The sequence below is a fragment of the Mycobacterium neglectum genome (assembly GCF_002591975.1).
GTDB lineage: Bacteria > Actinomycetota > Actinomycetes > Mycobacteriales > Mycobacteriaceae > Mycobacterium > Mycobacterium neglectum.
Genome location: NZ_NVQE01000054.1, coordinates 1 through 24,704, shown reverse-complemented (window position 1 = coordinate 24,704; position 24,704 = coordinate 1). Strand labels below are relative to the sequence as shown.

Here is a 24,704-nt window from a genome sequence, read left to right as displayed (position 1 = left end):
CGCTACTGCGGCGGCGCACCAAGGGAGTAGTCCGGAAGGTCGATGGAGTCGGCGATCCGGAACCACAGCCTGGCAGCGAGGGGGCGAAACGGCCAGCGCTGCATCCACTTCATCGCCATCGCATTGTCCGCGATCTCCTTCTCTGTCATGGGTGCGAACCGGTCGATGTTGTTGGGTAGATCCTGGCAGGTGTCGACGTACGGCCGCATCAGAGTTCCGTAGCGCTCCAGCGCGGCCTGAAGGGGCTCGGCGTCAAGCGAATCCGCGGGTCCAAGTTCACCGGCAAGAACATAGCCGCCGACCAGTGCCAGGCTGGTGCCCATGCCGCTGAGCGGTGAGGCGCAGTAGCCGGCGTCGCCGACCAGCGCGACCCGCCCCGATGTCCACGACGGCATGTGCACCTGCGCGAGCGAGTCGAAGTAGAAGTCGTCGGCTTCCTGTGCCGCGGCGAGCAACGCATCGCACTCCCAGCCCGCGCCTGCGAACCGCTCGACAAGGATCTGACGCTGTTCGTCGAGGTTGTGCCGGTCGTAGACAATGGGCTCGGACTGAAAGGCCAACCCCGCCTTCGCTATTGCGGGATCATGTGAGGGCCGCAATGAGGCGTTGAGACCACCCGACGCTTGATACATCAGATACCAGGAGTCCAGGCCGACGCGGTCCGGAGCCGAGAACCATGCGTTGTAGCCGCCAATCGGCTTGACGAACTGTTCCTCGGGCCCGAACACCAGACGCCGCACCGCCGAATGCGGACCGTCGGCACCGACCACAAGGTCCGCCCGCAGCGCGCTGCCGTCTGACAACGTCACGTCGACCCCGCTCCGGTCCTGCACGAGATCGGAAATGCTGGTCCCGAATCGGTACTCCGCCGTTTCCTTGGTGGCCTGGTACAGCACATCCACCAGATCACCGCGCAGAATCTCCAGCTTGGAGACTGGTCCATTGCCGCCGAATGCCGTCACTGGCATCTCGGCGCGTCGGCTGCCATCGGATTTCACCCACGCGATGCCGCGCTGGAAGAGCGACCTGTGCTCCATCTCGTCGATCAGGCCCATCCGTTCGACGACGTCGCCGCCCGCGCCGCGCAGGTCGACGGTCTGTCCGCCGGGCCGGAGGCCGGGTCCGATCTCCACGACGATGACCCGGTATCCGTTGCGGGTCAGCCAGAATGCCAGGGCGGGTCCTGCGATTCCGGCACCGCTGATCACGACGGTGGGCTGTGTCATGACGGCACCGTATCGCTAGATATCGAGGGCTTGGTAGGTCCGACGGACGAATTTGGGCTGTGCGCTCTGCAGCTTCGCCAACGAGGTGTTGCCCGCGACGGCCGCCGCCATGTCGGCGTTGATTTCGGGGAGATTCTGGATCAAGTAGATGAGCACCAGATCGGTGCTCGGGTCGGCTTGCCACCACGTGCCGTACGCGCCGGGCCAACTGAATGTGCCAAGGCCGCCGGGGCCGAACAGTTGCCGTGATTTGGCGGGGTCGGTCACGACCGAGAGGTTGAGCCCGAAGCCGCGGCCGACCCAAAACGGCGACCCCAGAAAGGGTTCCCGCTTCTGCTCATCGGTCAACCGGTCGGTGCGCATCAGTCGCACGGATTGTTCGGACAACACCCGGACGCCGTCGAGCGTGCCATCTGCGAGCAGCATCCTGGCGAACCGGAGGTAGTCGTCGACCGTCGACCACAGACCGGCGCCGCCCGTGCAGAACGGCGGATCGGTGATCGGCGCCGGACCCATCACGTCGTGCTGCAGCGCCATATTCGCGTCGAGCTTGTACATCGTCGCGGCGCGTTGGCGTCCCGCGGTGCCCACCGAGAAGCCGGTGTCGACCATCCCGAGCGGTTCAAAGATGCGCTCGGACAAGACGTCAGCCAGTGACTTGCCCTCGATGCGGGACAGCGCAATACCGAGTACGTCGGTTGCCTGGCTATAGGTCAGGTGGTCACCGGGCTGGTGCACCAGCGGCAGCGTCGCCAACTCCGCCAGCCAGCGGTCCTGATCCTGGCGGAAGGACATCCGCCCATACCCCTTGCTCAACGGACCGGTCACGGAGAACGCATAAGCGAGCCCACTGCGGTGCGTCATCAGATCGTCGACCGTGATCTGCCGATGGGCGCGGGTGGTCTTGTCGAGCGGGCCGCGCGGATCGAGGAGAACCTGCATATCCGCCAACTCCGGCAGCCACGTCGCCACCGGGTCGGTCAGCGCGAGCTTGCCATCCTCCACCAAGCTCATCGCGGCGGCGACGGTGACTGGTTTGGTCATCGACGCGATGCGGAAGATCGTGTTCCGTTGCATCGGCAGTCCCGCGTCGACATCCCGATAGCCGAGCTCGTTGACTTGCAGTACCTCGCCGGCGCGGCATACCAGCGTCACCGCACCGGCGAGCAGCCCAGCGTCGATCGCCTCGAGAATGGATGCCTGGTTACCGTCGAGCTTCATCGGCGCCATCGTACTGAGGCGCCGGGGACGGTTTGTGTCGACTGTCGCGGCTCGGAACGCGGGTGCTAAGCTCCCCGAAGTTTCGACATCCTTTAAAGAGCCGTCCCGAGAGGCGGAGAAGGAGGTCAGGGTCACATGGGCGCGCCTGGCACCGACCGGGAACTGATGTCCGCAGCGGACGTCAGCCGGACCATCTCCCGCATGGCCCATCAAATCATCGAGAAGACCGCACTCGACGGTCCCGATGCCCCCCGCGTCATCCTGCTCGGGATCCCCACCCGCGGCGTCACCCTGGCCGCGCGGCTCGTTGAGAAGATCAAGGAATTCGCCGACGTCACCGTGCCTCGCGGCGCCCTCGACAACACGCTCTATCGCGACGACCTCGACTCCAAGCCCCCGCGAGCGCTCGAGGACACCTCGATCCCAGAGGGCGGCATCGACGGCACGCTCGTGATCCTGGTCGACGATGTCCTCTACACCGGCCGGTCGGTGCGCGCGGCGCTGGACGCACTGCGGGATATCGGCAGGCCCCGCGCCGTCCAACTCGCCGTCCTTGTCGACCGCGGTCACCGGGAGCTGCCGCTGCGCGCCGACTACGTCGGCAAGAACGTGCCGACCTCCCGCAGTGAGAACGTCAAGGTGCGCCTCGTCGAGGACGATCAAGTGGAGGGCATTTGGATCGCCCCGCAGGGAGGGCCGGCAAGATGAAGCATCTGCTCTCGGCCGCCGACCTGTCCCGCGAGGAGGCGGTGGCCATACTCGACAACGCCGACCGGTTCAGCCAGGCGCTGCTCGGCCGCGAGGTCAAGAAGCTGCCGACCCTGCGCGGCCGCACCATCATCACGATGTTCTACGAGAACTCCACCCGCACCCGGGTGTCATTCGAGGTCGCAGGCAAGTGGATGAGCGCCGACGTCATCAACGTCAGTGCGTCGGGATCCTCTGTATCCAAAGGTGAGTCGCTTCGCGACACCGCTCTCACCCTGCGCGCCGCCGGGGCCGATGCCCTGATCATCCGCCACCCCGCGTCGGGGGCGGCCCAGCAGCTTGCCGAGTGGACGGCTCCTTCTGGCACCGATGGGACGGGCCCCGCGGTGATCAACGCCGGCGACGGCACTCACGAGCACCCGACTCAGGCACTGCTCGATGCGCTGACCATCCGCCAACGACTGGGCGACATCGAGGGCAAGCGCGTCGTGATCGTCGGCGACGTCCTACACAGCCGGGTCGCACGATCCAACGTGCTGCTGCTGGACACGCTCGGTGCCGAAGTGGTGCTCGTCGCCCCGCCAACGCTGCTCCCGGTCGGGGTGAACGACTGGCCGGTGACCGTCTCGCACGACCTCGACGCCGAATTGCCCGTCGCCGATGCCGTGCTGATGCTGCGCGTGCAGGCCGAGCGGATGAACGGCGGGTTCTTCCCGTCCACGCGCGAGTACTCGGTGCTCTACGGACTCTCCGAGAAGCGTCAGGCGATGCTCCCTGGCAATGCGGTGGTATTGCACCCCGGCCCGATGGTGCGCGGTATGGAGATCGCTTTCTCGGTCGCCGATTCCTCGCAATCCGCTGTCCTGCAACAGGTTTCCAACGGTGTACATGTCCGAATGGCGGTGCTGTTCCACCTGCTGGTGGGCGCTGAGCAAGAAGCGATAAACGTATGAGCGTCTTGATCCGCGGGGTGCGACTCTACGGTGAGGGTGACCGGGTCGACGTCTTCGTGTCCGACGGCCAGATCGCCGACATCGGTTCCGGGCTCGCCGTCCCCGACGATGCCGATGTGTTCGACGCGACCGGCCAGGTCCTGCTGCCCGGCTTCGTCGACCTGCACACCCACTTGCGCGAGCCTGGCAGGGAGTATGCCGAGGACATCGAAACCGGCTCGGCGGCAGCGGCTCTGGGCGGCTTTACCGCGGTGTTCGCGATGGCCAATACCAACCCGGTCGCCGACAGCCCGGTCGTCACCGACCATGTGTGGCACCGCGGTCAGCAGGTCGGCCTCGTCGACGTGCATCCGGTGGGCGCCGTCACGATGGGTCTGGCAGGTGCGCAGCTCACCGAGATGGGCATGATGGCCGCCGGCGCCGGGCAGGTGCGCATGTTCTCCGACGACGGTCTGTGCGTGCACGATCCACTGATCATGCGGCGTGCGCTCGAATACGCCACCGGCCTCGGTGTCCTCATCGCCCAGCACGCCGAAGAGCCCCGTCTCACCGTCGGCGCCGTCGCGCACGAGGGCCCGAATGCGGCGCTGCTCGGTCTTGCGGGCTGGCCCCGCGCGGCCGAGGAATCCATTGTCGCTAGGGACGCATTACTGGCCCGCGATGCCGGAGCACGGGTACACATCTGCCACGCCTCCACGGCCGGCACCGTCGAGATCGTCAGATGGGCCAAGGAACAAGGTATTTCGATCACCGCCGAGGTGACACCGCACCACCTGCTGCTCGATGACCGGCGGCTGGCCTCCTACGACGGCCGGAACCGGGTCAACCCGCCGCTTCGAGAGGCGTCTGACGCCGAGGCCCTGCGTCAGGCGCTCGCCGACGGTGTCATCGACTGCGTGGCCACCGACCACGCACCCCATGCCGAGCACGAGAAGTTCTGCGAGTTCTCGGTCGCCCGTCCGGGCATGCTCGGGCTGCAGACTGCGCTGTCCGTGGTGGTCGAGACAATGGTGGGTCCTGGCCTGCTCACTTGGCGCGACGTGGCCCGCGTCATGAGCGAAAACCCTTCCCGCATCGTCGGGTTGCCGGATCAGGGCCGTCCCCTCGAGATCGGCGAACCGGCCAACCTGACCGTCGTCGATCCCGATGCCACGTGGACCGTCGAAGGATCCGAGCTGGCAAGCCGCTCCGACAACACCCCGTACGAATCGATGGAGTTACCCGCGACGGTGACGCTGACGTTGTTGCGGGGCAAGGTCACCGCTCGCGACGGTAAGAGCCCGGCGTGAACACCGGAACGCTGGTCGGTTCGCTGATCATGGCCGCGGTGCTGGCGGTGCTGATCGCCATCATCATCCAGGCGATGTTGCGTGGCTGGCGTCGCCGTGCCGAGCGGCAGGCCGAGCTGATCGGCACACTGCCACCGCTTCCGGACACGGTGGGATCGGCTGTCATCTCTGCCACCAAAGGTCTCTACGTCGGCAGCACGCTCGTCCCGAACTGGAACGACCGCGTCGCTGTCGGCGATCTCGCATTTCGCCACAAGGCGGTGCTGACCCGCTACCCCGAAGGGATCATGTTGCAGCGCAGCGGCGCAGGCCCGATCTGGATACCCGAAGAGTCGATCACCGCCATCCGAACCGAGCGGGGGGTCGCCGGTAGGGCTCTCACTCATGAGGGCATCCTCGCCATCCGGTGGCGCTTGCCTTCGGGCACCGAGATCGACACCGGTTTCCGCGCCGACAACCGTGCCGCATACGCGCCGTGGCTGGAGGCAGTGTGAGTAAGGCACTGCTGGTCCTGGAAGACGGCCGCATCTTCACGGGTACCGAGTTCGGGGCGACGGGCCAGACGCTCGGCGAGGCGGTGTTCTCCACCGGCATGTCCGGTTACCAGGAGACCTTGACCGATCCGAGCTATCACGGGCAGATCGTCATCGCCACGGCCCCGCAGATCGGAAACACCGGCTGGAACCACGAGGACGCCGAGAGCCGCGGTGACAAGATCTGGGTGGCGGGTTATGCCGTCCGCGACCCATCGCCACGGGCATCGAACTGGCGCGCTACCGGCACGCTCGACGAGGAGCTCGTCCGTCAGGGAATCGTCGGTATTGCCGGAATAGACACCCGCGCCGTGGTCCGGCACCTGCGCAGCCTGGGTTCGATGAAGGCCGGTGTGTTCAGTGGAGACGCGCTTACCAGTGCGAATGGGTTAGCCGACGAGCTGCTCGGGAGGGTCCGTGATCAGCCGTCAATGTTGGGTGCCAACCTCGCCGGCGAGGTCAGCACCGACGCTGCCTATGTCGTGGAACCCGATGGACCGCAACGCTTCACCGTTGCGGCGATCGACCTCGGCATCAAGACCAACACGCCACGCAACTTCGCCAGCCGCGGTATCCGTAGTCACGTTCTGCCGTCGACGGCCACCTTCGAGCAGATTGCTGAGCTCAAACCCGACGGCGTCTTTCTCTCCAACGGGCCCGGTGACCCGGCGACCGCCGACCATATCGTCGGTGTGACACGCGAGGTCCTCGGCGAAGGAATCCCGCTGTTCGGTATCTGCTTCGGCAACCAGATCCTCGGCCGCGCGTTGGGGCGCTCGACATACAAGATGGTCTTCGGCCACCGGGGGATCAACGTGCCCGTCATCGACCACGCCACCCGACGGGTCGCGGTGACCGCGCAGAATCACGGGTTCGCGCTCGAGGGTGAGGCCGGCGAGACGTTCGACACCCCGTTTGGCAGCGCGATCGTCAGTCACACCTGCGCCAACGACGGAGTCGTCGAAGGCATCAAACTGGTTGATGGGAGAGCCTTTTCGGTGCAGTACCACCCGGAGGCCGCAGCCGGCCCGCACGATGCGAACTACCTGTTCGACCAGTTCATCGACCTGATGGCAGGGGAGGGTCGCTAGATGCCAAGGCGCACCGACCTCAACCACGTGCTGGTGATCGGCTCCGGGCCGATCATCATCGGCCAAGCGTGCGAGTTCGACTACTCGGGAACGCAGGCCTGCCGCGTGCTCCGCGCGGAGGGCCTGCAGGTCAGCCTCGTCAACTCGAACCCGGCGACGATCATGACCGACCCGGAGTACGCCGACTTCACCTACGTCGAACCGATCACGCCGGCCTTCGTCGAGCGTGTCATCGCCCAACAGGCCGAGCGCGGCAACAAGATCGACGCGGTGTTGGCCACCCTGGGTGGCCAGACCGCGCTGAACACCGCCGTCGCCCTGTACGAGAACGGGGCACTCGAACGCTACGGCGTCGAGATGATCGGCGCCGACTTCGACGCGATCCAGCGCGGAGAGGACCGCCAGCGGTTCAAGGACATCGTGGCCAAGGTCGGCGGCGAATCTGCCCGCTCCCGTGTGTGTTTCACGATGGACGAGGTCCGCGAAACCGTCGCGGAGCTCGGACTGCCGGTGGTCGTGCGGCCGTCGTTCACCATGGGCGGCCTCGGCTCGGGCATGGCCTACTCCGCCGAGGATGTCGACCGGATGGCCGGCGAGGGGCTGACCGCGTCACCGAGCGCAAACGTGCTGATAGAGGAGTCGATCTACGGCTGGAAGGAATTCGAGCTCGAGCTGATGCGCGACCACCACGACAACGTCGTCGTGGTGTGCTCGATCGAGAACCTCGATCCGATGGGCGTGCACACCGGCGACTCGGTCACCGTGGCGCCCGCGATGACCCTCACCGATCGCGAATACCAGGCGATGCGTGACCTCGGCATCGACATTCTGCGCGAGGTCGGTGTCGACACCGGTGGATGCAACATTCAGTTCGCGGTCAATCCGGTCGACGGACGACTCGTCGTCATCGAGATGAACCCCCGGGTGTCTCGGTCGAGCGCGTTGGCGTCCAAGGCCACCGGTTTCCCGATCGCGAAGATCGCCGCCAAATTGGCCATCGGCTACACGCTCGACGAGATCGTCAACGACATCACCAAGGAAACGCCTGCGTGCTTCGAGCCGACCTTGGACTATGTCGTCGTGAAGGCCCCACGCTTCGCTTTCGAGAAGTTTCCCGGCGCCGACCCCACCCTGACCACGACCATGAAATCCGTGGGCGAGGCGATGTCGTTGGGCCGCAACTTCATCGAGGCACTCGGCAAGGTGATGCGGTCACTTGAGACCACTCGGGCCGGGTTCTGGACCAAGCCCGACGCCGATGTTTCCGTCGACGAGTTGCTCGGCGGGCTGCGCACGCCCACCGACGGGCGGCTGTACGACATGGAACTGGCGCTGCGCAAGGGCGCCAGCGTCGAGCAGGTGTCTGAAGCCTCGGGTGTCGATCCGTGGTTCGTCGAGCAGATCGCCGGACTCGTCACGCTGCGCGCCGAACTACTCGACGCGCCGGTGCTCGATGAACAACTCCTGCGGCGCGGCAAGTACCACGGCCTGTCCGACCGCCAAATAGCAGCCCTGCGGCCGGAATTGGCCGGCGAGATCGGTGTGCGGGCCCTGCGGACCCGGCTCGGCATCCACCCGGTGTACAAGACCGTCGACACCTGCGCCGCCGAGTTCGAGGCCAAGACGCCGTACCACTACAGCAGCTACGAACTCGACCCCGCCGCGGAGAGCGAGGTCGCGCCGCAAACCGAGAAGCCCAAGGTGCTCATCCTGGGCTCGGGGCCCAACCGCATCGGGCAAGGCATCGAGTTCGACTACAGCTGCGTGCACGCCGCCACCACGCTGAGCCAGGCCGGATTCGAGACGGTCATGGTCAATTGCAACCCGGAGACGGTCTCCACCGACTACGACACCGCCGACCGGCTGTACTTCGAACCGCTGACATTCGAGGACGTGCTCGAGGTGTATCACGCCGAGTCCGCCTCCGGTGCAGGCGGTCCCGGCGTCGTCGGGGTCATCGTGCAGCTCGGTGGGCAGACCCCGCTCGGCCTCGCGGAGCGCCTGGAGAAGGCCGGTGTGCCGATCGTCGGCACCAGCCCCAAGGCGATCGACCTGGCCGAGGACCGCGGCGCGTTCGGCGAGGTCCTCAGGATCGCCGGTCTGCCCGCGCCCCGGTTCGGCACCGCGACCAGTTTCGAGCAGGCCCGCCGGATCGCCGCCGATATCGGCTATCCGGTGCTGGTCCGGCCGTCCTATGTGCTGGGTGGCCGGGGTATGGAGATCGTCTATGACGAGGAGACGTTGCAGGGCTACATCACCAGGGCCACCGAACTCTCGCCCGAACATCCGGTGCTCGTGGACCGTTTCCTCGAGGACGCCATCGAGATCGACGTCGACGCACTGTGCGACGGCACCGAGGTGTACATCGGCGGCGTCATGGAGCATATCGAAGAGGCCGGCATTCACTCCGGCGATTCGGCCTGCGCGCTGCCGCCGGTGACCTTGGGCCGCAGCGACATCGAGTCCGTACGGCGCGCGACCGAGGCGATCGCGCACGGCATCGGCGTGGTCGGGCTGCTGAATGTGCAGTACGCGCTGAAGGACGACGTGCTCTATGTGCTGGAGGCCAATCCGCGCGCCAGCCGCACCGTACCGTTCGTCTCGAAGGCGACGGCCATTCCACTGGCGAAGGCCTGTGCGCGAGTCATGTTGGGCACCAGCATCGCCCAACTGCGCGAAGAAGGTGTGCTGGCGAAAACGGGTGACGGCGCGACCACAGCGCGCAACGCGCCGGTCGCAGTCAAGGAAGCCGTCCTGCCATTCCATCGCTTCCGGAAAGCCGACGGCACGCAGATCGATTCGCTGCTCGGCCCCGAGATGAAATCGACGGGCGAGGTGATGGGTATCGATCGCGACTTCGGCAGCGCCTTCGCCAAGAGCCAGACCGCTGCCTACGGGTCGCTGCCCGCCGAGGGCACGGTGTTCGTCTCCGTGGCCAACCGCGACAAACGCTCGCTGGTGTTCCCGGTGAAACGTCTGGCCGATCTGGGCTTCCGGGTGCTCGCCACAGCGGGTACTGCGGAAATGTTGCGGCGCAACGGAATTCCCTGCGACGAGGTGCGAAAGCACTTCGAGCACCCGGGGGAGGGGCGCCCTGCCTCGTCCGCAGTGGACCTGATCCGGTCGGGTGAAGTCGACATGGTGATCAACACCCCGTACGGCAATTCGGGGCCACGTATCGACGGCTACGAGATCCGCTCGGCCGCGGTGTCGATGAACATTCCGTGTGTGACCACCGTGCAGGGGGCTTCAGCTGCGGTGCAGGGCATCGAGGCTGGCATCCGCGGTGACATCGGCGTGATGTCGCTTCAGGAGCTGCACAGCGTGCTGGGGCCGTGACAGGTTTCGGTGCCCGGCTGGCCGAGGCGGTAGCGCGGCGCGGGCCGCTGTGCCCCGGCATCGATCCCCACCCCGAACTGCTGAGCGCCTGGGGGCTGACCGTCGACGCCGACGGTGTGGCGCGGTTCTGCGAGATCTGCGTGGAGGCCTTCTCGGGCTTCGCGATCGTCAAACCGCAGGTGGCGTTCTTCGAGGCGCACGGCGCCGCGGGATACACGGTGCTGGAACACACGATCCGGGCTCTTCGTGACGCCGGTGTGCTGGTGCTGGCCGACGCCAAACGTGGTGACATCGGGTCGACCATGGCGGCCTACGCCCATGCGTGGGTGGGTGATTCGCCGCTGGCTGCCGATGCGGTGACCGCGTCACCGTATCTGGGCTTCGGTTCGCTGCAGCCTTTGCTCGACACCGCCGGCGCCAACGGCCGTGGTGTCTTTGTCCTTGCCGCGACATCGAACCCGGAGGGCGCAGGCGTTCAGCGAGCCGACGCCGGCGGGCGGACCGTCGCGCAGTCGATCGTCGATGCCGCGGCCGCGGCCAACCGCGAGGACTTGCCCGGTGCGGTCGGCGTCGTCGTGGGCGCCACACTGGCAGAACCGCCGGATGTCAGCGCACTGGGTGGCCCGGTGCTGGTGCCCGGCGTTGGGGCGCAAGGCGGACGTCCGGAGGCACTCGGGGGTCTCGGCGGTGCCCGGCCCGGCCAACTCCTTCCCGCGGTCTCGCGCGACGTGTTGCGCGCCGGACCCGATGTCGCCGCGGTGCGGGCGGCTGCGGAGAAGTTCCGCGACGCCGTCGCGTATCTCGCATAGCCCTAGGGGCGGTGCGGGTCTCGCAACATCCGCCGGATCAGCAGGACGCCGGCCGCCACGCCGGCGACACCGATGGCCGCGACCAGGATGAGGTACGTGATGTGTCCACGGTCGCGCGTGCGATAAACCACTTGCTGGAACGGGGTGTCGGCGGGCGCTTGCTCGAATACATAGTCGCCCTCGATCGCTTCCGGGTCGAAGATCGTGTTCTTCCACCGGGTCAGAAATGCCGCATCGCCGACGAAGTCGGCCAGTGCCGGGGAGTCGCTGCGCTCGATCGGGCCGGCGAACTCCAGGGTCGGCTCGTCGCCGGCGACGGGAATTGCCGCGGGATCCATTCGATGCGGCGCCAGCACATAGAGGTCGATGTACTGCGACATCGTGGCCGATCGCGACAGGCGCATCGGATAGATGACGGTGTCGGAGGCGAACGAGAGACGCAGCGGCTGAAGCGCTCCCGACAAAGAGCCGCCCGTTTCGGCGGGCACCAGTTGAACCGCGATGATCTCCCAGCCGTCGGCGACATACGGTGCGAGGTTGTCATCCAGTCCGTCTGGATGTGGAAATCCGTTGTCCTCCAACCAATTCGCTAAGGCGGTGGGGTCATCGGCCGCCAGCCGGGTGACGTCGAATGGTCCGAGGCGCTGGCGGCCGAGCACATTGACCGCGCCGGCTGGTGCCCCCGCGCCATCCGGTGCCGCTCCGGCCCAGACCAGCCAGGGAATCGTCGGCCACCACGAGTCGCGGTACTCGATCCGTGGCGCGGTGAACGTGGCGAGTTCTTCGAACACCTCGGTGTCGCCAAGGCTGACGCGAGCGGCCGATGGCACCGGCATGACCCACGCCGCTCGGTCCGAGGAGCCCGTCACCGACAACGACATCAGGATGTCCTCGGTGCTGCCGTCCCATGAGATCAGCGCGCGCTCGTCGGCGACCGAGGAGCCTGGGTGGTCCGGAACGTAGGCACCACAACCGCACGCCCACGCCGGGCTCGCGACATTGAACAGCGCCGCCCCGCCCAGCAGGACGAGCACCACAGCAATCGACCGGCATATGCCCATGACCACGACGACCTCCTGACGGCGACTGCACGGCGACTCACGGCGAATCCTATTTGTCCGCCGGCCTCGCACGGGTGGTTGAGCAGCGAACAACACTGGAATCTTCCGCAACGCCTGCCCCGCAGGTACCGCCTGTCACGCCTACTACGCATCGTCGTCGAGCGCATCGGCCACCACCGCGGCAATGTTTGAATTCATCCTGCTTTTTTGACGGTCGCTCAGCCCTTCGTGCCGGTCATCTGAGCGGCTGCGACACGCCCGACATGCGGTGACCAGGCAAAATTTTCTTTTCCGACCTCCAACGGCCACCCGGGTGTGGTCCAGGCCACAGGCCGAGCCGGTGGGTGAACCACCCCATCTGAGCCGAAATACCTTGATATGCAGGCAAATTCGGCTTCGCGATGTCTGAAATCGGCGAAATCGGGACGCTTGGGGCACTTCGGGCTCTGCGGCGGCCCTGCCTTACACGCTGGGCTTTTGGCCCCACAAGCAGGGGGTGGGGTTAGCTTTCATCAGGTTGCGTGGGTACGGTCGTCGTCGCTGGCTGTTCTGGAATTTTCATACAGCCGATACAGGAAAATTGATGGTGTGAGAGACGGAGGAACCCGTGGCCCTTCCCCAGTTGACCGACGAACAGCGCGCGGCAGCGTTGGAGAAGGCTGCTGCCGCACGTCGCATACGTGCCGAGCTCAAAGACCGGCTCAAGCGCGGCGGCACCAACCTCAAGCAGGTGCTGAAGGATGCCGAGACCGATGAGGTCCTTGGCAAGATGAAGGTTTCTGCCCTTTTGGAGGCGTTGCCCAAGGTGGGCAAGGTCAAGGCGCAGGAAATCATGACCGAACTCGAGATCGCCCCGACGCGCCGCCTGCGTGGCCTGGGTGACCGGCAGCGCAAGGCGCTGCTGGAAAAGTTCGACCAGTAACTCCAGGCGCATAAGTTGAGCGCCGGCCGAGGGGCCGGACGGGTGATCGTGCTGTCCGGCCCCTCTGCCGTCGGGAAATCGTCCGTCGTCCACTGTCTGCGTGATCGCATTCCCGACCTGCACTTCAGCGTCTCCGTCACCACCCGGGCCCCGCGCCCGGGCGAGGTCGACGGCGTCGATTATTCGTTTGTCACCGCCGAGCGGTTCCAGGACCTGATCGATCAGAAAGCCCTGCTGGAATGGGCCGAGATCCACGGCGGCCTGCACCGTTCCGGCACCCCCGCGCAGCCCATCCGAGAGGCCACCGAGGCTGGCCGGCCCGTTCTCATCGAGGTGGACCTGGCCGGAGCCCGTGCCGTCAAGGAATCCATGCCGGAGGCCCTCACGGTCTTTCTGGCACCTCCGAGCTGGGAGGCACTGGAGAGCCGGCTGGTCGGGCGGGGCACCGAGAGTCCAGAAGCAATGGCCCGCCGCCTGTCCACCGCACGCGACGAACTGGCGGCCCAGAATGACTTCGACGTGGTCGTCGTGAACAGCGAATTGGAGTCTGCTTGCGCTGAATTGGTATCCTTGCTGGTGGCCCACAATTAACCCAGCGCCGGGCACGGTGCGATCAGGCCAAGAACCACTCAAAAAAGCCAGGAGATCTTCTACGTGAGCAGCACCCCCGACGCCCAGCTGACCGCTGTCGACGACATCGAGTCCGGCACCGGTGCCTATGACACCCCGCTGGGCATCACCAATCCGCCCATCGATGAGCTGCTTGACCGCGCGTCCAGTAAGTACGCGCTGGTGATCTACGCCGCCAAGCGTGCGCGCCAGATCAACGACTACTACAACCAGCTCGGCGACGGCATCCTCGAATATGTCGGTCCGTTGGTCGAGCCGGGCCTGCAGGAGAAGCCGCTGTCGATCGCGATGCGTGAGATCCACGGCGACCTGCTCGAGCACACCGAAGGCGAGTAGCGGACGGGATCGGCGGCGATGAACGTCTTGGGCGATGAGTTGACGTGACCGAACGCAAGCGGATCATCGTCGGCGTCGCCGGTGGCATCGCTGCCTACAAGGCCGCCACGCTCGTCCGTCAGCTGACCGAGGCGGGCCATTCCGTTCGAGTCGTTCCGACCGAGTCCGCCCTGCGCTTCATCGGTGCGGCGACCTTCGAGGCACTGTCGGGTAACCCAGTTCACACCGGCGTCTGGGATGACGTTCACGAGGTGCCGCATGTCCGCATCGGGCAGGAGGCCGACCTCGTCGTGGTCGCCCCGGCCACGGCCGACCTGCTGGCGCGCGCCGTCGCGGGCCGTGCCGACGACCTCCTGACCGCCACCCTGCTCACCGCCCGGTGTCCGGTGCTCTTCGCGCCGGCGATGCACACCGAGATGTGGTTCCACCCGGCCACCGTGGACAACGTGGCCACGCTGCGCCGTCGGGGTGCGGTGGTCCTGGAGCCGGCGTCGGGACGGCTCACTGGCGCTGACACCGGCGCGGGACGGCTGCCCGAGGCCGAGGAGATCTCAACGCTCGCCCAGCTGCTGCTGGACCGCGGCGACGCGCTGCCCTATGACCTGGCCGGCGTACGGGTCCTGGTCAGCGCCGGCGGCACCCGCGAAACGATCGACCCGGTGCGTTTCATCGGCAACCGGAGTTCGGGCAAGCAGGGCTTTGCGATGGCTCGGGTGATGGCCCAGCGTGGGGCCGACGTCACGCTGATCGCGGGCAATACGGCGGGCCTCATCGATCCCGCGGGGGTGGACGTGGTCCACATCGGCTCGGCCGCCCAACTCTCCGACGCGGTCTCAAAGCATGCGCCCGACGCGCACGTCCTGGTGATGGCCGCCGCCGTTGCCGACTTCCGCCCGACCCAGGTCGAGGCCAACAAGATCAAGAAGTCCGCCGACCCCAACGCCGCGGCGCCGATCATCGAACTCACTCGTACCGACGACGTGCTGGCGGGCGCAGTCCGGGCGCGAACCGACGGTCAGCTCCCCAATATGCGCGCCATCGTCGGATTCGCTGCCGAGACCGGCGACGCCAATGGCGACGTGCTCTTCCATGCCCGCGCCAAGTTGCAGCGCAAGGGATGCGATCTGCTCGTTGTCAATGCGGTCGGCGAGAATCGGGCGTTCGAAGTCGACAACAACGACGGGTGGCTGCTCGCGGCCGACGGCGCGGAGTCTGCTTTGGAGCACGGTTCGAAAACTCTGATGGCCAGCCGTATTGTGGACGCGATCGTGGCGTTCCTGCAGAGCGGCGGCGGGTAACGCGAATCACGCGCCTGGCTGCGTGTAAGGGTTGTGCGGAACGTGCGCACGCGCTTGGGTGCAGCGGGGCGAGCATATAATTTTACTGACTAACTACCTCAAGGCGACTTGAGCGGAAGGATCACACCGTGAGTGAAGCTCGGCTGTTTACCAGTGAGTCGGTGACCGAGGGCCATCCCGACAAGATCTGCGACGCCATCAGCGACTCGGTGCTCGACGCATTGCTTGCCGACGATCCCAAGTCCCGCGTCGCGGTCGAAACGCTGGTCACCACGGGCCAGGTACACGTCGTCGGCGAGGTGACCACGACGGCGAAGGAAGCGTTCGCCGATATCACCAACACCGTGCGGGCCCGCATACTCGACATCGGCTACGACTCGTCGGACAAGGGCTTCGACGGCGAGACCTGTGGCGTCAACATCGGGATCGGCGCGCAGTCCCCGGATATCGCGCAGGGTGTCGACACGGCCCACGAGACACGAGTCGAGGGCGCGGGTGACCCCCTGGACGCCCAGGGCGCCGGCGACCAGGGCCTGATGTTCGGTTACGCCATCAGGGACACCCCCGAGTTGATGCCGCTGCCGATCGCGCTGGCCCACCGACTGTCGCGCCGGCTGACCGAGGTCCGCAAGAACGGCGTGCTCGATTATCTGCGTCCCGACGGCAAGACCCAGGTCACCGTGCAGTACGACGGCACCACCCCGGTACGCCTCGACACCGTGGTGCTGTCGACGCAGCACGCCGCCGGCATCGACCTGGAGGCGACCCTGGCCCCTGACATTCGGGAAAAGGTCGTCAACACGGTGCTGGCCGACCTGAACCACGACACCCTCGACACGTCCGACTTCCGCCTGCTGGTCAATCCGACCGGCAAGTTCGTGCTCGGCGGCCCGATGGGCGACGCCGGGCTCACCGGTCGCAAGATCATCGTCGACACCTACGGCGGATGGGCCCGACATGGCGGCGGTGCCTTCTCCGGCAAGGATCCGTCCAAGGTGGACCGCTCCGCGGCGTATGCGATGCGCTGGGTGGCAAAAAACGTGGTCGCCGCGGGCCTGGCAGAGCGCGTCGAGGTGCAGGTCGCGTACGCGATCGGCAAGGCAGCCCCGGTTGGACTGTTCGTGGAGACCTTCGGCAGCGAAACGGTTGACCCGGCCCGCATCGAAAAGGCGATCACCTCGGTGTTCGACCTGAGGCCCGGTGCGATCGTCCGTGACCTGGACCTGCTGCGGCCGATCTACGCGCAGACCGCCGCCTACGGCCACTTCGGCCGCACCGACGTCGACCTGCCGTGGGAGCGGCTCGACAAGGTCGAGGAGCTGAAGGCGGCCGTTTAGCGGCTCGCGAGAACGCGCAGTATCACGGCGGCCGCGCGCTCGACGTCGTCGTCGTCGACATCGAGGTGTGTCACAGCGCGAATCCGTCCCGGGTGGGGGATCGCGGACAACAGCACATCCTCTTCGGCAAGCCGGCGCAGCAGCAGTGCCCGATCCCACCCTGCGGCGTCGGTGTCGAGGACGACGACGTTGGTGTCGACGGCCGAGATGCCCAGCGCACTCTGAGTCAGCAGGTCTGCAAGGCGTTGCGCCCGACGATGGTCGTCAGCCAGCCGGTCAACGTGATGGTCCAACGCGTAGAGCCCGGCCGCGGCGAGGACCCCCGACTGACGCATGGCCCCACCGAGACGTTGTTTGATGCGACGTGCCTGCGTCTCATGGTGCGCGGGCAGGGCCAGTAGCGCGCCGAGCGGACACCCAAGGCCTTTGGACAGGCAAAATGTCGCTGAATCGAATTGTGAAGCAATACGATCCGGAGCCACTGAGGATGCGAGTGCCGCGTTGAGCAATCGTGCACCGTCGAGATGCGTTCGGATTTCGAGCCTTCTTGCGGCTGTCACCACTGCGTCGAGGCGCTCGGTCGGCCAGACTCTACCGCCCGCATTGCTATGCGTGTTCTCTACCGAAACAATTGCAGTGCGCGGCTTTTCGACGGCTCCTTCACTGGCCGCGGCGGCAAGATCGGCAGCATCGAACGTGCCGTCGGAACTCGTGATCGGCTGCAACATCAAGCCGGCCAGCGCCGCTGGTCCGCCGGCCTCGCTGTGCACCAGATGCGAACCGGCGGAGAGCACGACACCGTCGCCTGGCGCCGACCACAGTTGCAGCGCAATCTGATTGGCCATGGTCGCCGACGGAACGAACACGGCGGCCTGCGTACCCAGCAGGCTCGCCACGCGCTCCTCCAGGGCGCGGGTGGTTGGATCCTCACCCTTTTGCTCGTCGCCGACCTCGGCCGACGCCATCGCCTGCCGCATACCTGCCGTGGGGCGGGTGACTGTATCGGTGCGCAGATCGATCACGCGGCCGGCCCGGCGGGGTCTGGGATACCGTGCGACCGGCGGTAGGGCCGGATGATCTCAATGGCAAACATTTCCAATTGTTCGAACCACTCATCGACCGTTTCGACACACAACGTGGTGCAGGCCAGATGGTCAGCGCCCATCTCATGCAGGCGCTCGACCCGTGCGAACACTTCTTCGAAGCCGCCGATCAGGTTGTTGTGCAACGATTGTGAAGGATCACGGCCATCGAACGACAACGATCGACGGTGCTGCACCATGCCGCTGGACAGGTAGCGGCGTTCGGTTACCGCGTGGTCCTTGCCCACGAGGCACGAAAACTGGGGTGCGGCGATCAGCGAGGAGGGATCACGGCCTGCCGCCGCGGCGCGTTCACGAAGCGTCGCGATCCATTCAGCAAGTTCGTCGAGGGGCCGCCAACCCGGAATCCATCCGGCGCCGTAGCGGATCGCACGGTCGATGCCGCGCTTCTGATGGCCGCCGACCAGTACCCGCACCTGACCCCCGAATCCCTTCGGCGCTAATTCCAGACCGTCCACTTGGTAGAAGTTGCCGTGCGAGGTGACCTCCGGTTCGGCGAAGAGCCGCTGCAGCAGGTGCAGTCCCTCCTCGAGCATGTCGCCGCGGTGAGCGCCCGCCAGATCTGGTCGCGCCGCAGCATATTCCTCGGGGTACGCGCCGATTCCGACGCCGAGCAGCAGACGGCCTCCGCTGAGCTGGTCGATGGTGGCGGCCTGCCGCGCGACGGTGACGATGTCCCGCATCGGCAGGACGAGTACCGCGGTGCCGATCTCCACCCGCTCGGTGACAGCGGCCGCCGCCATGAGGACGCTGAGGACTTCGTAGAAGTTCGGTATTGCGGCGCGTTTGCCGCGCACGTAGTTCTGTGGCGCGTAATGATCGTTGCCCCAGACCGAGTCATAGCCGAGCTGCTCAGCCAGACGTGCCGCTTCGATGAAGTGGCGGGGTTCGAAGAATGGAATCGGATTGATCAGCCCCTCCATCCCCGTCGGCAGGCCAATACCGAACTTCATCGTGCCGTCACCTCTCGTTTGCCTACCATCGTCGCGAGGTCGGCCGCGTCGTCGATCAGCGGGCCGTCCACCGCGGAGTTCAACTGCCGGTACAGCGATTTGAGTCCGGTCGAAGAGGCCACCAGTACTACTTCATGCCCACGCGGCAGGACTGCATCGCGCCGATGTCTCAACAGTGCCGCCAACCCGGCCGCGGCGGCGACCTCCAGCAGGACGCCCTCGGTCTCCACCGCAAGTCTCACCGCATCAGAGAGCTCGGTCTCGTTGACGGCATGAATCGCCCCGCCGCTGTCCCGAATCGCCTGGAGTGCCTGGAAGGTGCTTTGCGGTGACGATATCGACGTGGCCGCCGTCGGATGGTCCGCCGCGGCGAGTGGGATCGAATCCGTTCCTTGAATCAGTGCCGAACTGATGCTTCCGTAGATCTCGCCGCCGCTGTGGGCCGGTATCCGGTCGGCGAGCCCGAGCGCGGTCAGGTCGCCGAAACCCCGGCGGCTGGCCGCCAGCGCATCGCCATAACAGATGGGGAAGTACACCGCGTCGGGTACCCGACGGCCGAGTTGCTCCCATATCTCGTACGCGATCGCCTTGTAGCCGTCCAGTGCGTACGGATTGTTGCCCACCGGCGGGTCGGAGTAGTTCGACATCGGATACCAGCCGTAGCGCTCGACCGCATCGGCGACGATCCGCCAGCGGTCCTTTTTCGTCGCGGCGACGGCGATGTGTGCACCGTATCCCGCGACGAACGCGGCCATCAGCGGGTCGACGCCACGCGCGAACACCACGACGGGCTGCAGGCCCGCGCGTCGCGCATGGGCGGCAGTAGCCGCGGCGGCATTACCCGTGGATGCGGTTATCAGTACGTTCACACCGAGGGCGCGGGCGTGCGCTGCCGCGACCGCCCCGGCACGGTCCTTGAAAGACCAACTCAGCCCGCGGGATTCGTCTTTGATCCACAGCGTCTCCACTCCGGCTGCCGCGGCGAGGCGCGGGGCGGGGATCAACGGCGACGGCGACGTCGCAGCAGCGTCGGCATCATCGAGTTCGGCAGGAAGCAGCGCGCGGTACCGCGCGGTGCCCCGCAGCGGTCCGTCGAGATCGGCGATGAATTGGGGGCCGGCGACGGTCATGTCGTAATCTGTGCGCAGATTCGCCGGGACGCCTTGCGCGCGACACACTTCACAGCCGCGGCCATGCGGTGTGCTGACCCCTTCGGTGCCGCAGCGTATGCACACCAGACGCGGCATCAGATCCGTCACAGCACACTGAACTGTCTGGGCAGCCGGCTGAGCGGATGCCAACCCGTTGCCGTCACCACGACCATATCCTCGATCTGAACGCCACCCATCCCGAACTCGTAGTACGGTGTTTCGACGCAGAGCACCATGCCCTCTTCGATGACGTGGGAGTCGTTGGGGCCGAGCAGCGGAGCGTCGTAACCGGCACCGGCCAGGCCGATTCCGTGTCCGACGTGGGTTCGTGCGTAGTGTGGGATGCCCGCCTTGCGGGTCTCCGCTACCGCCGCCGCGAACAGGTCGGCTGTGCGCACGCCGGGACGCAACATATCCAGCGCCGCACCCTGTCCGGCGATGACGGCATTGGCATAGCGACGAACCTTTTCCGTCGGCTCGCCGAGGTTGAAGCAACGGGACAGATCCGACTGGTATCCGGCATAGATGGCACCGACGTCGAATCGCAGCAGCTGCCCCTTCTCCAGCACGGAGGTCGGCACGTTTGCATTGCCGAAAACCGTTGCGGTGCCGACAGAGACCGAGTCCACCCGCAGTAGCCCGCCCTCGCGGGCCACCGCCACTCGAAACTCGCTGGCCAACTCGGCCTGGGTAACCCCCGCGGTTGCGACGGCGACGGTGGCCGAGATAGCCGCCTCTGCTATGCGTGCCGCCTCCTGGAGGCGCTCGACTTCCAGTGCGGTCTTGCACATCCTCAGCCGCGGAATCACCGGCGATGCGTCGGCGACGTCGGCACCGTCCAGCGCGTCGACGAGCCCGGGCTCGGTGACGGGTGCGACGTCGAATCCAATTCGGGCATTGCCGAGGCCTAGTACCGCGATTGAGTTGGCCAGCATCGCGGGACGGTCGAGATCCCTGCGTCGATCGGCATGAGCGGCCGCCACCAGCCGCTGGTTGTCGTCGAGAACGGCGTCGTCGTCAAGCTCTCGGACGAACTCGCCCCAGGCGCGGTGGACCAGGCCGGGCACGAGATCTTCTACGAGGTAGTCCAGTTCGACTGCAGGCACGAGCAATTGGGGGTGGGCGGGGTCATCGCGAGTGACGACCGCGAGGCTGCGGCCCGCCTTGGGAAACCTCGTGAGATACCGGACACCTGAAGGTTGTGTCGCCACGAGTGCGTCGAGTCCGGAATCGGCCATGGCCTGGGCCAGCCGGTCGGGGTCGTACAGCAGTTCTCTCATTGGTCACGTTCCATATCGAGCCGTTGCCGCAGTCCTGGAAGTGTGCGGGACATGAGTGTGTGTGCCTCCATCAGGGTCTGACCGGGCGCACGCAGCAGCCAGAAGCCGACATCGGTCACGCCCCCGGCTTCCGTTGCGGCCGAGACGCGGTCGATGAGCTGCTCGGGTGTGCCCGCCCAGCAGAATGCCTCCACCATCTCGTCGGACACGAGATGGGGGACGGCCTCCAACGCGTCATAGTCGCGGGTCGCGATGACCCGTTCGAGCTCGTCGGATACTTCGAGCCCGGCGTCGGTGACGAAGCGCCGGTCCGGATAGCTCATCCAGAGCAGCTTGGCGATCATCAACCGGCAGCCCTCGCGTGCAAGGGCGGGATCGTCGTGCACACACGTGTCGACCCGCACCATCGTGCGTACGTCTGCGGCTTCAGGGCTTCTGGATGCGACGCCACGGCGCACGTGGGCCAGCGACCGTGCGATGCCGGTCGGGCTGGCCTGGCTGGCAATCATCACACCGTCGGCGACGGTGCCCGCCATCTCGAGCATGCGCTTGCCCCGGCTGGCGATCCACAAGGGGACCGTCTTCGGTGGCAACACGCGGAGATGGGCGCCCCGCAACGTGAAGGCCGGAGTCTGCCTGGTGACTGTTGCGCCCGCGAGCATTTCGGCGATCGACTCGTACGCTGCCCGTACCGTGTCGGTGACCGCCGAGCGTGTCACTCCCATCATCGGGAGTCCCGATCCACCGGCACCCAGCGCCAGCGTGACCCGTCCGTCCGCCAGTTCGGCGATCGTGGCCAGTGATTGAGCAGTCAGCGCGGGGTTGGTCGAAAACCCATCGGCCACAGCGCCACCGAGCATGATCGAGGTGGTGTGGACGGCCGACACCGTCATCCGCACGAACATCTCGCGGAAGAAGCGCTCGTTGGAGTGCCACAGCACGTCGAAGCCCGCCCGCTCGGTCGCCGCAGCCAGATCGCCCCAGTCGCGCATGTGTACGTCGGCGACCGAATGCGACGGAAAGCCGAGGTGGAGTCCGGTCACCGGCCCCCTCCCGCCTTGGGACGCCAGCGGAAGACGTGGCGTGACACCGTCCGGAACACGAGTAACTCGACCAGCACCATCACGATCGTGAAGCCGAACGTCCACGCGATCACCGCAGCGGGCCGGTTGAACGAGAAGTAGTACTCGATGCGCTCGCCTATCCCGGACCCCGCCGACAACGCTTCCACGAGCACGACGAGTTTCCAGCCCATCGCGAAGCCGAACCGGGCTGCCGACAGCAGCGCGCCCGCGAGCTGGGGAAGGATCACGTGCCGGAATCGGGCCACCCCGCCGAACCGGTACACCGCCGCCATTTGGAACAGCTTCGGATCCAACGCCTTGCTGCCGTCGTAGACGAAAGTAACCATGAACGGAGTGACGGCGAGGGTGAGCGCCACCAGCGTGGCCAATTCCCCGAGCCCCAGCCACAGCGTCGAGAACAGGATGGTCACCGGACCCGGTAGCGCGAGGCCGATGAACACCACGGGATGGACGAGCGCCTCGACGTAGCGGTTGCGCGCCATCAGCACACCGATTGCCAGAGCGATGAAGAAGCCTGTGGTCCAGGCAATCACGATGCGACGAAGTGTTATCAGCATCGATTCGTAGAACAATGGCGATGTCACCGCAGAGGTGAACTCGTCGACGACAGCCAACGGCCCAGGCAGGTGCGGCAGTACCGTGCCCGCGCACAGCCACCAGATCACCAGGCCTGCCGCGACAGCGACGAGTTCGGCGGGTGGACGCCACCGTCGGATGGCCGGGCTCGGTGGCGGTGCGTTCATCTCGATGACGCGGTTGAGCGTCCCCGTCATGACACGTCGCCCGCGGGCGCGTCGTCGGTGCTCCAGTACTGCAGCACCGAGTCGATCATCCGGCCCTCGACTTCGGCGATGGCCGGCGATTCATAGCGACGCGGCCGCGGGATGTCGATCGTGACACGCTCGAGCACTCGGCCGGGCCCGGGCGCCATCACGTAGACATGGTCAGCCAGGAATACCGCTTCGCGGATCGAGTGGGTGATGAAGACGAATGTCTGCCCGGTGGTCTGCCACAGGTCGAGCAGTTTGCCCCGCAGCGATCTGCCGGTGACCTCATCGAGCGTCGAGAACGGCTCGTCCATGAACACGCAGGCGGGTTCGATGGCCAGTGCTCGGGCGATCGCGACGCGTTGACGCTGACCGCCGGAGAGGTTTCCCGGCCAGCTTTCGGCGAACTGTCCGATCTCGCACATTGTCAGATACCGGTCGGTTCGCTCATGCCATTGTGCGCGTGGCACTTTGGCAGACTTGAGAGCGAGCTCGATATTCTTGCGGACGGTGCGCCATGGCAGCAATCGGGCGTCCTGGAATAGGTAGCCCAGGCGGGGCCGCTCGGTGTGCTGTTCGACGCCGTCGACGACGAGCGCGGTACCGTCCATCGTGACCGACCCGGCGGTCGGCGCCGCCAGTCCGGACAAGATGTTCAGCAGCGTTGACTTACCGCAGCCGCTGGGTCCGACGACACAGGCGAATTCGCCGGGAGCCACCCGTAGGCTGACGTCCTTCAGCGCGTAAGTCGAGCTGCCGGGATAGGCGTAGGACAAGTCGGAGATGTTGAGGAAGTCCGTAGCGGCGGTGGCGGTGGTCATGGCTGGTAGGTGTGGCTCCGTTTCAGGGCGTGTTGAGGTCATGAGGCGGTCACAGCGATTCGTTCTTGGCGGTTACGGCGGCGGCTGGGGGCACGCCATCTGAACACCCTTCGCTCGATGGGCCGAAGGATGACGTACTCGACGGTGGTGATCATCACTATGAAGAAGAAGGTCCATACGATGAGCTGTTCGAGTTCGAAATAGCCGTAGGCGCGCTTGTATTCGGCGCCGATTCCGATCTGCTGGGAGAACAGTTCAGCGATCACGACGATCTTCCAGCCCAGCGCGTGCACGTTCCGGAACGCGCTGAACATGTAGGGCGCCATCTCCGGCAGAGCGAGGTGCCGGATGCGGTCGGACGCCCCGAATCCATAGATGCGAGACATTTCGGTCAGCTTCGGATCCAGTGCCTTGACTCCCTCGTCGAGACTGACGACGACGAACGGGAAGATCACTATGGCCACAGACATGTACACGCCGAACTCGGAGAGGCCGAACACCATGAGGCACAGCAGCGCGACCACCATGCTGGGCGCGGTGATGGTGACATAGACGGCAGGGGAGAAGAACCGATTCCACCACGGGTTGATGCGCATCATCATGGCGACCGCTACAGCCGCGAGATAGCCCATAGTGAGCCCGATGACGAGCCGGCGCAAGGTGGCGACGTGCCTCACCTACTTTGAGCGCGTGGCCGGTGGTGGTGCCTCACCTATTTTGAGCGCGTGGTCTAGAAGGCTTGCCCGATGTGGAAGGCAAGATCGATATGGCTGCGAGGCGGCAGGTAACGA

Annotated in this window: 23 protein-coding genes; 12 read left to right on the top strand and 11 right to left on the bottom strand. The window is 66.1% G+C overall.

All coding sequences use genetic code 11. The features are described 5' to 3' along the window. Positions 1-2: 2 nt before the first annotated feature. Together CSQ99_RS27340 and CSQ99_RS27335 are read right to left on the bottom strand one after the other, a co-directional pair. The gene (locus CSQ99_RS27340) at positions 3-1,226 is read right to left on the bottom strand and encodes an FAD-dependent monooxygenase (protein WP_099042132.1); all 1,224 of its coding nucleotides are present in this window, start codon (positions 1,224-1,226) and stop codon (positions 3-5) included. A 15-nt stretch (positions 1,227-1,241) separates the two neighbouring features. Continuing rightward, entirely contained in the window at positions 1,242-2,447 is a 1,206-nt protein-coding gene (locus tag CSQ99_RS27335) for a serine hydrolase domain-containing protein (protein ID WP_099042145.1), read from the bottom strand. Between the two features lie 135 nt (positions 2,448-2,582). Between CSQ99_RS27335 and pyrR the strand changes: the two genes are divergently transcribed. Genes pyrR through pyrF form a run of 7 tightly spaced genes read left to right on the top strand, consistent with a single transcriptional unit; the run spans position 2,583 to position 11,169 of the window. After that, positions 2,583-3,155: a bifunctional pyr operon transcriptional regulator/uracil phosphoribosyltransferase PyrR gene (pyrR, locus tag CSQ99_RS27330; protein WP_099042131.1), complete on the top strand. Its 573-nt coding sequence runs from the start codon at positions 2,583-2,585 to the stop codon at positions 3,153-3,155. Beyond that, positions 3,152-4,108 carry an aspartate carbamoyltransferase catalytic subunit gene (locus CSQ99_RS27325; protein ID WP_099042130.1) on the top strand — a complete coding sequence of 319 codons (957 nt, stop codon included), beginning with the start codon at positions 3,152-3,154 and terminating at the stop codon, positions 4,106-4,108. The genes pyrR and CSQ99_RS27325 overlap by 4 nt, the downstream gene beginning before the upstream one ends. Then, positions 4,105-5,397, top strand: a complete 1,293-nt coding sequence (locus CSQ99_RS27320) for a dihydroorotase (protein WP_099042129.1) — start codon at positions 4,105-4,107, stop codon at positions 5,395-5,397. The genes CSQ99_RS27325 and CSQ99_RS27320 overlap by 4 nt, the downstream gene beginning before the upstream one ends. Then, a complete protein-coding gene (locus CSQ99_RS27315; RefSeq protein WP_099042128.1) occupies positions 5,394-5,891 on the top strand; it encodes a PH-like domain-containing protein in 498 nt (165 codons plus the stop codon). Before CSQ99_RS27320 ends, CSQ99_RS27315 begins: the two co-directional genes overlap by 4 nt. Beyond that, positions 5,888-7,021 carry a glutamine-hydrolyzing carbamoyl-phosphate synthase small subunit gene (gene carA, locus CSQ99_RS27310; protein WP_176561245.1) on the top strand — a complete coding sequence of 378 codons (1,134 nt, stop codon included), beginning with the start codon at positions 5,888-5,890 and terminating at the stop codon, positions 7,019-7,021. The genes CSQ99_RS27315 and carA overlap by 4 nt, the downstream gene beginning before the upstream one ends. Beyond that, entirely contained in the window at positions 7,022-10,360 is a 3,339-nt protein-coding gene (gene carB / locus CSQ99_RS27305; RefSeq protein ID WP_099042127.1) for a carbamoyl-phosphate synthase large subunit, read from the top strand. Beyond that, positions 10,357-11,169, top strand: coding sequence for an orotidine-5'-phosphate decarboxylase (gene pyrF, locus CSQ99_RS27300; RefSeq protein WP_099042126.1), 813 nt, complete (start codon positions 10,357-10,359; stop codon positions 11,167-11,169). Before carB ends, pyrF begins: the two co-directional genes overlap by 4 nt. Positions 11,170-11,171: 2 nt before the next feature. On the opposite strand, the gene CSQ99_RS27295 is transcribed toward pyrF, so the two are convergent. Continuing rightward, positions 11,172-12,230: a DUF2330 domain-containing protein gene (locus CSQ99_RS27295; protein WP_176561246.1), complete on the bottom strand. Its 1,059-nt coding sequence runs from the start codon at positions 12,228-12,230 to the stop codon at positions 11,172-11,174. A gap of 607 nt (positions 12,231-12,837) precedes the next feature. Between CSQ99_RS27295 and mihF the strand changes: the two genes are divergently transcribed. The 5 genes from mihF to metK all read left to right on the top strand — a co-directional run bounded on the left by mihF (position 12,838) and on the right by metK (position 16,753). Then, positions 12,838-13,152, top strand: coding sequence for an integration host factor, actinobacterial type (gene mihF, locus CSQ99_RS27290; protein WP_006244838.1), 315 nt, complete (start codon positions 12,838-12,840; stop codon positions 13,150-13,152). 15 nt (positions 13,153-13,167) lie between these two features. Beyond that, complete coding sequence (gene gmk / locus CSQ99_RS27285) at positions 13,168-13,743, top strand: guanylate kinase (protein ID WP_099042124.1); 576 nt, start codon at positions 13,168-13,170, stop codon at positions 13,741-13,743. Between the two features lie 63 nt (positions 13,744-13,806). Further along, positions 13,807-14,118, top strand: coding sequence for a DNA-directed RNA polymerase subunit omega (rpoZ, locus tag CSQ99_RS27280; protein WP_099042123.1), 312 nt, complete (start codon positions 13,807-13,809; stop codon positions 14,116-14,118). Positions 14,119-14,162: 44 nt separating this feature from the next. Further along, the gene (gene coaBC, locus CSQ99_RS27275; protein WP_099042122.1) at positions 14,163-15,416 is read left to right on the top strand and encodes a bifunctional phosphopantothenoylcysteine decarboxylase/phosphopantothenate--cysteine ligase CoaBC; all 1,254 of its coding nucleotides are present in this window, start codon (positions 14,163-14,165) and stop codon (positions 15,414-15,416) included. Between the two features lie 128 nt (positions 15,417-15,544). Continuing rightward, complete coding sequence (gene metK / locus CSQ99_RS27270; protein WP_099042121.1) at positions 15,545-16,753, top strand: methionine adenosyltransferase; 1,209 nt, start codon at positions 15,545-15,547, stop codon at positions 16,751-16,753. On the opposite strand, the gene CSQ99_RS27265 is transcribed toward metK, so the two are convergent. The 8 genes from CSQ99_RS27265 to CSQ99_RS27230 all read right to left on the bottom strand — a co-directional run bounded on the left by CSQ99_RS27265 (position 16,750) and on the right by CSQ99_RS27230 (position 24,590). Further along, complete coding sequence (locus CSQ99_RS27265; protein ID WP_099042120.1) at positions 16,750-17,775, bottom strand: threonine aldolase family protein; 1,026 nt, start codon at positions 17,773-17,775, stop codon at positions 16,750-16,752. The genes metK and CSQ99_RS27265 overlap by 4 nt on opposite strands. Further along, a complete protein-coding gene (locus CSQ99_RS27260) occupies positions 17,772-18,809 on the bottom strand; it encodes an LLM class flavin-dependent oxidoreductase (RefSeq protein ID WP_099042119.1) in 1,038 nt (345 codons plus the stop codon). Before CSQ99_RS27260 ends, CSQ99_RS27265 begins: the two co-directional genes overlap by 4 nt. Next, positions 18,806-19,939: a pyridoxal-phosphate dependent enzyme gene (locus CSQ99_RS27255; RefSeq protein ID WP_176561244.1), complete on the bottom strand. Its 1,134-nt coding sequence runs from the start codon at positions 19,937-19,939 to the stop codon at positions 18,806-18,808. The genes CSQ99_RS27260 and CSQ99_RS27255 overlap by 4 nt, the downstream gene beginning before the upstream one ends. Before the next feature lie 125 nt (positions 19,940-20,064). Continuing rightward, the gene (locus CSQ99_RS27250; RefSeq protein WP_099042117.1) at positions 20,065-21,240 is read right to left on the bottom strand and encodes a M24 family metallopeptidase; all 1,176 of its coding nucleotides are present in this window, start codon (positions 21,238-21,240) and stop codon (positions 20,065-20,067) included. Continuing rightward, positions 21,237-22,283 carry an LLM class flavin-dependent oxidoreductase gene (locus tag CSQ99_RS27245; RefSeq protein ID WP_099042116.1) on the bottom strand — a complete coding sequence of 349 codons (1,047 nt, stop codon included), beginning with the start codon at positions 22,281-22,283 and terminating at the stop codon, positions 21,237-21,239. The genes CSQ99_RS27250 and CSQ99_RS27245 overlap by 4 nt, the downstream gene beginning before the upstream one ends. After that, positions 22,280-23,098: an ABC transporter permease gene (locus tag CSQ99_RS27240; RefSeq protein ID WP_099042115.1), complete on the bottom strand. Its 819-nt coding sequence runs from the start codon at positions 23,096-23,098 to the stop codon at positions 22,280-22,282. The genes CSQ99_RS27245 and CSQ99_RS27240 overlap by 4 nt, the downstream gene beginning before the upstream one ends. Then, entirely contained in the window at positions 23,095-23,913 is an 819-nt protein-coding gene (locus CSQ99_RS27235; protein WP_176561243.1) for an ABC transporter ATP-binding protein, read from the bottom strand. The genes CSQ99_RS27240 and CSQ99_RS27235 overlap by 4 nt, the downstream gene beginning before the upstream one ends. 38 nt (positions 23,914-23,951) lie before the next feature. Beyond that, on the bottom strand, positions 23,952-24,590 hold the full coding sequence (locus CSQ99_RS27230; protein WP_141562739.1) for an ABC transporter permease: 639 nt from the start codon (positions 24,588-24,590) through the stop codon (positions 23,952-23,954). Between the last annotated feature and the right edge of the window lie 114 nt (positions 24,591-24,704).

What these genes read in the sequence shown, in the direction of transcription:
- CSQ99_RS27340 (WP_099042132.1), bottom strand. Translation starts at nt 1,226, where the DNA reads ATGACACAGCCCACCGTCGTGATCAGCGGTGCCGGAATCGCAGGACCC.
- CSQ99_RS27335 (WP_099042145.1), bottom strand. Translation starts at nt 2,447, where the DNA reads ATGAAGCTCGACGGTAACCAGGCATCCATTCTCGAGGCGATCGACGCT.
- pyrR (WP_099042131.1), top strand. Translation starts at nt 2,583, where the DNA reads ATGGGCGCGCCTGGCACCGACCGGGAACTGATGTCCGCAGCGGACGTC.
- CSQ99_RS27325 (WP_099042130.1), top strand. Translation starts at nt 3,152, where the DNA reads ATGAAGCATCTGCTCTCGGCCGCCGACCTGTCCCGCGAGGAGGCGGTG.
- CSQ99_RS27320 (WP_099042129.1), top strand. Translation starts at nt 4,105, where the DNA reads ATGAGCGTCTTGATCCGCGGGGTGCGACTCTACGGTGAGGGTGACCGG.
- carB (WP_099042127.1), top strand. Translation starts at nt 7,022, where the DNA reads ATGCCAAGGCGCACCGACCTCAACCACGTGCTGGTGATCGGCTCCGGG.
- CSQ99_RS27295 (WP_176561246.1), bottom strand. Translation starts at nt 12,230, where the DNA reads ATGGGCATATGCCGGTCGATTGCTGTGGTGCTCGTCCTGCTGGGCGGG.
- CSQ99_RS27260 (WP_099042119.1), bottom strand. Translation starts at nt 18,809, where the DNA reads ATGAAGTTCGGTATTGGCCTGCCGACGGGGATGGAGGGGCTGATCAAT.
- CSQ99_RS27255 (WP_176561244.1), bottom strand. Translation starts at nt 19,939, where the DNA reads ATGACCGTCGCCGGCCCCCAATTCATCGCCGATCTCGACGGACCGCTG.
- CSQ99_RS27250 (WP_099042117.1), bottom strand. Translation starts at nt 21,240, where the DNA reads ATGAGAGAACTGCTGTACGACCCCGACCGGCTGGCCCAGGCCATGGCC.
- CSQ99_RS27240 (WP_099042115.1), bottom strand. Translation starts at nt 23,098, where the DNA reads ATGACGGGGACGCTCAACCGCGTCATCGAGATGAACGCACCGCCACCG.
- CSQ99_RS27235 (WP_176561243.1), bottom strand. Translation starts at nt 23,913, where the DNA reads ATGACCACCGCCACCGCCGCTACGGACTTCCTCAACATCTCCGACTTG.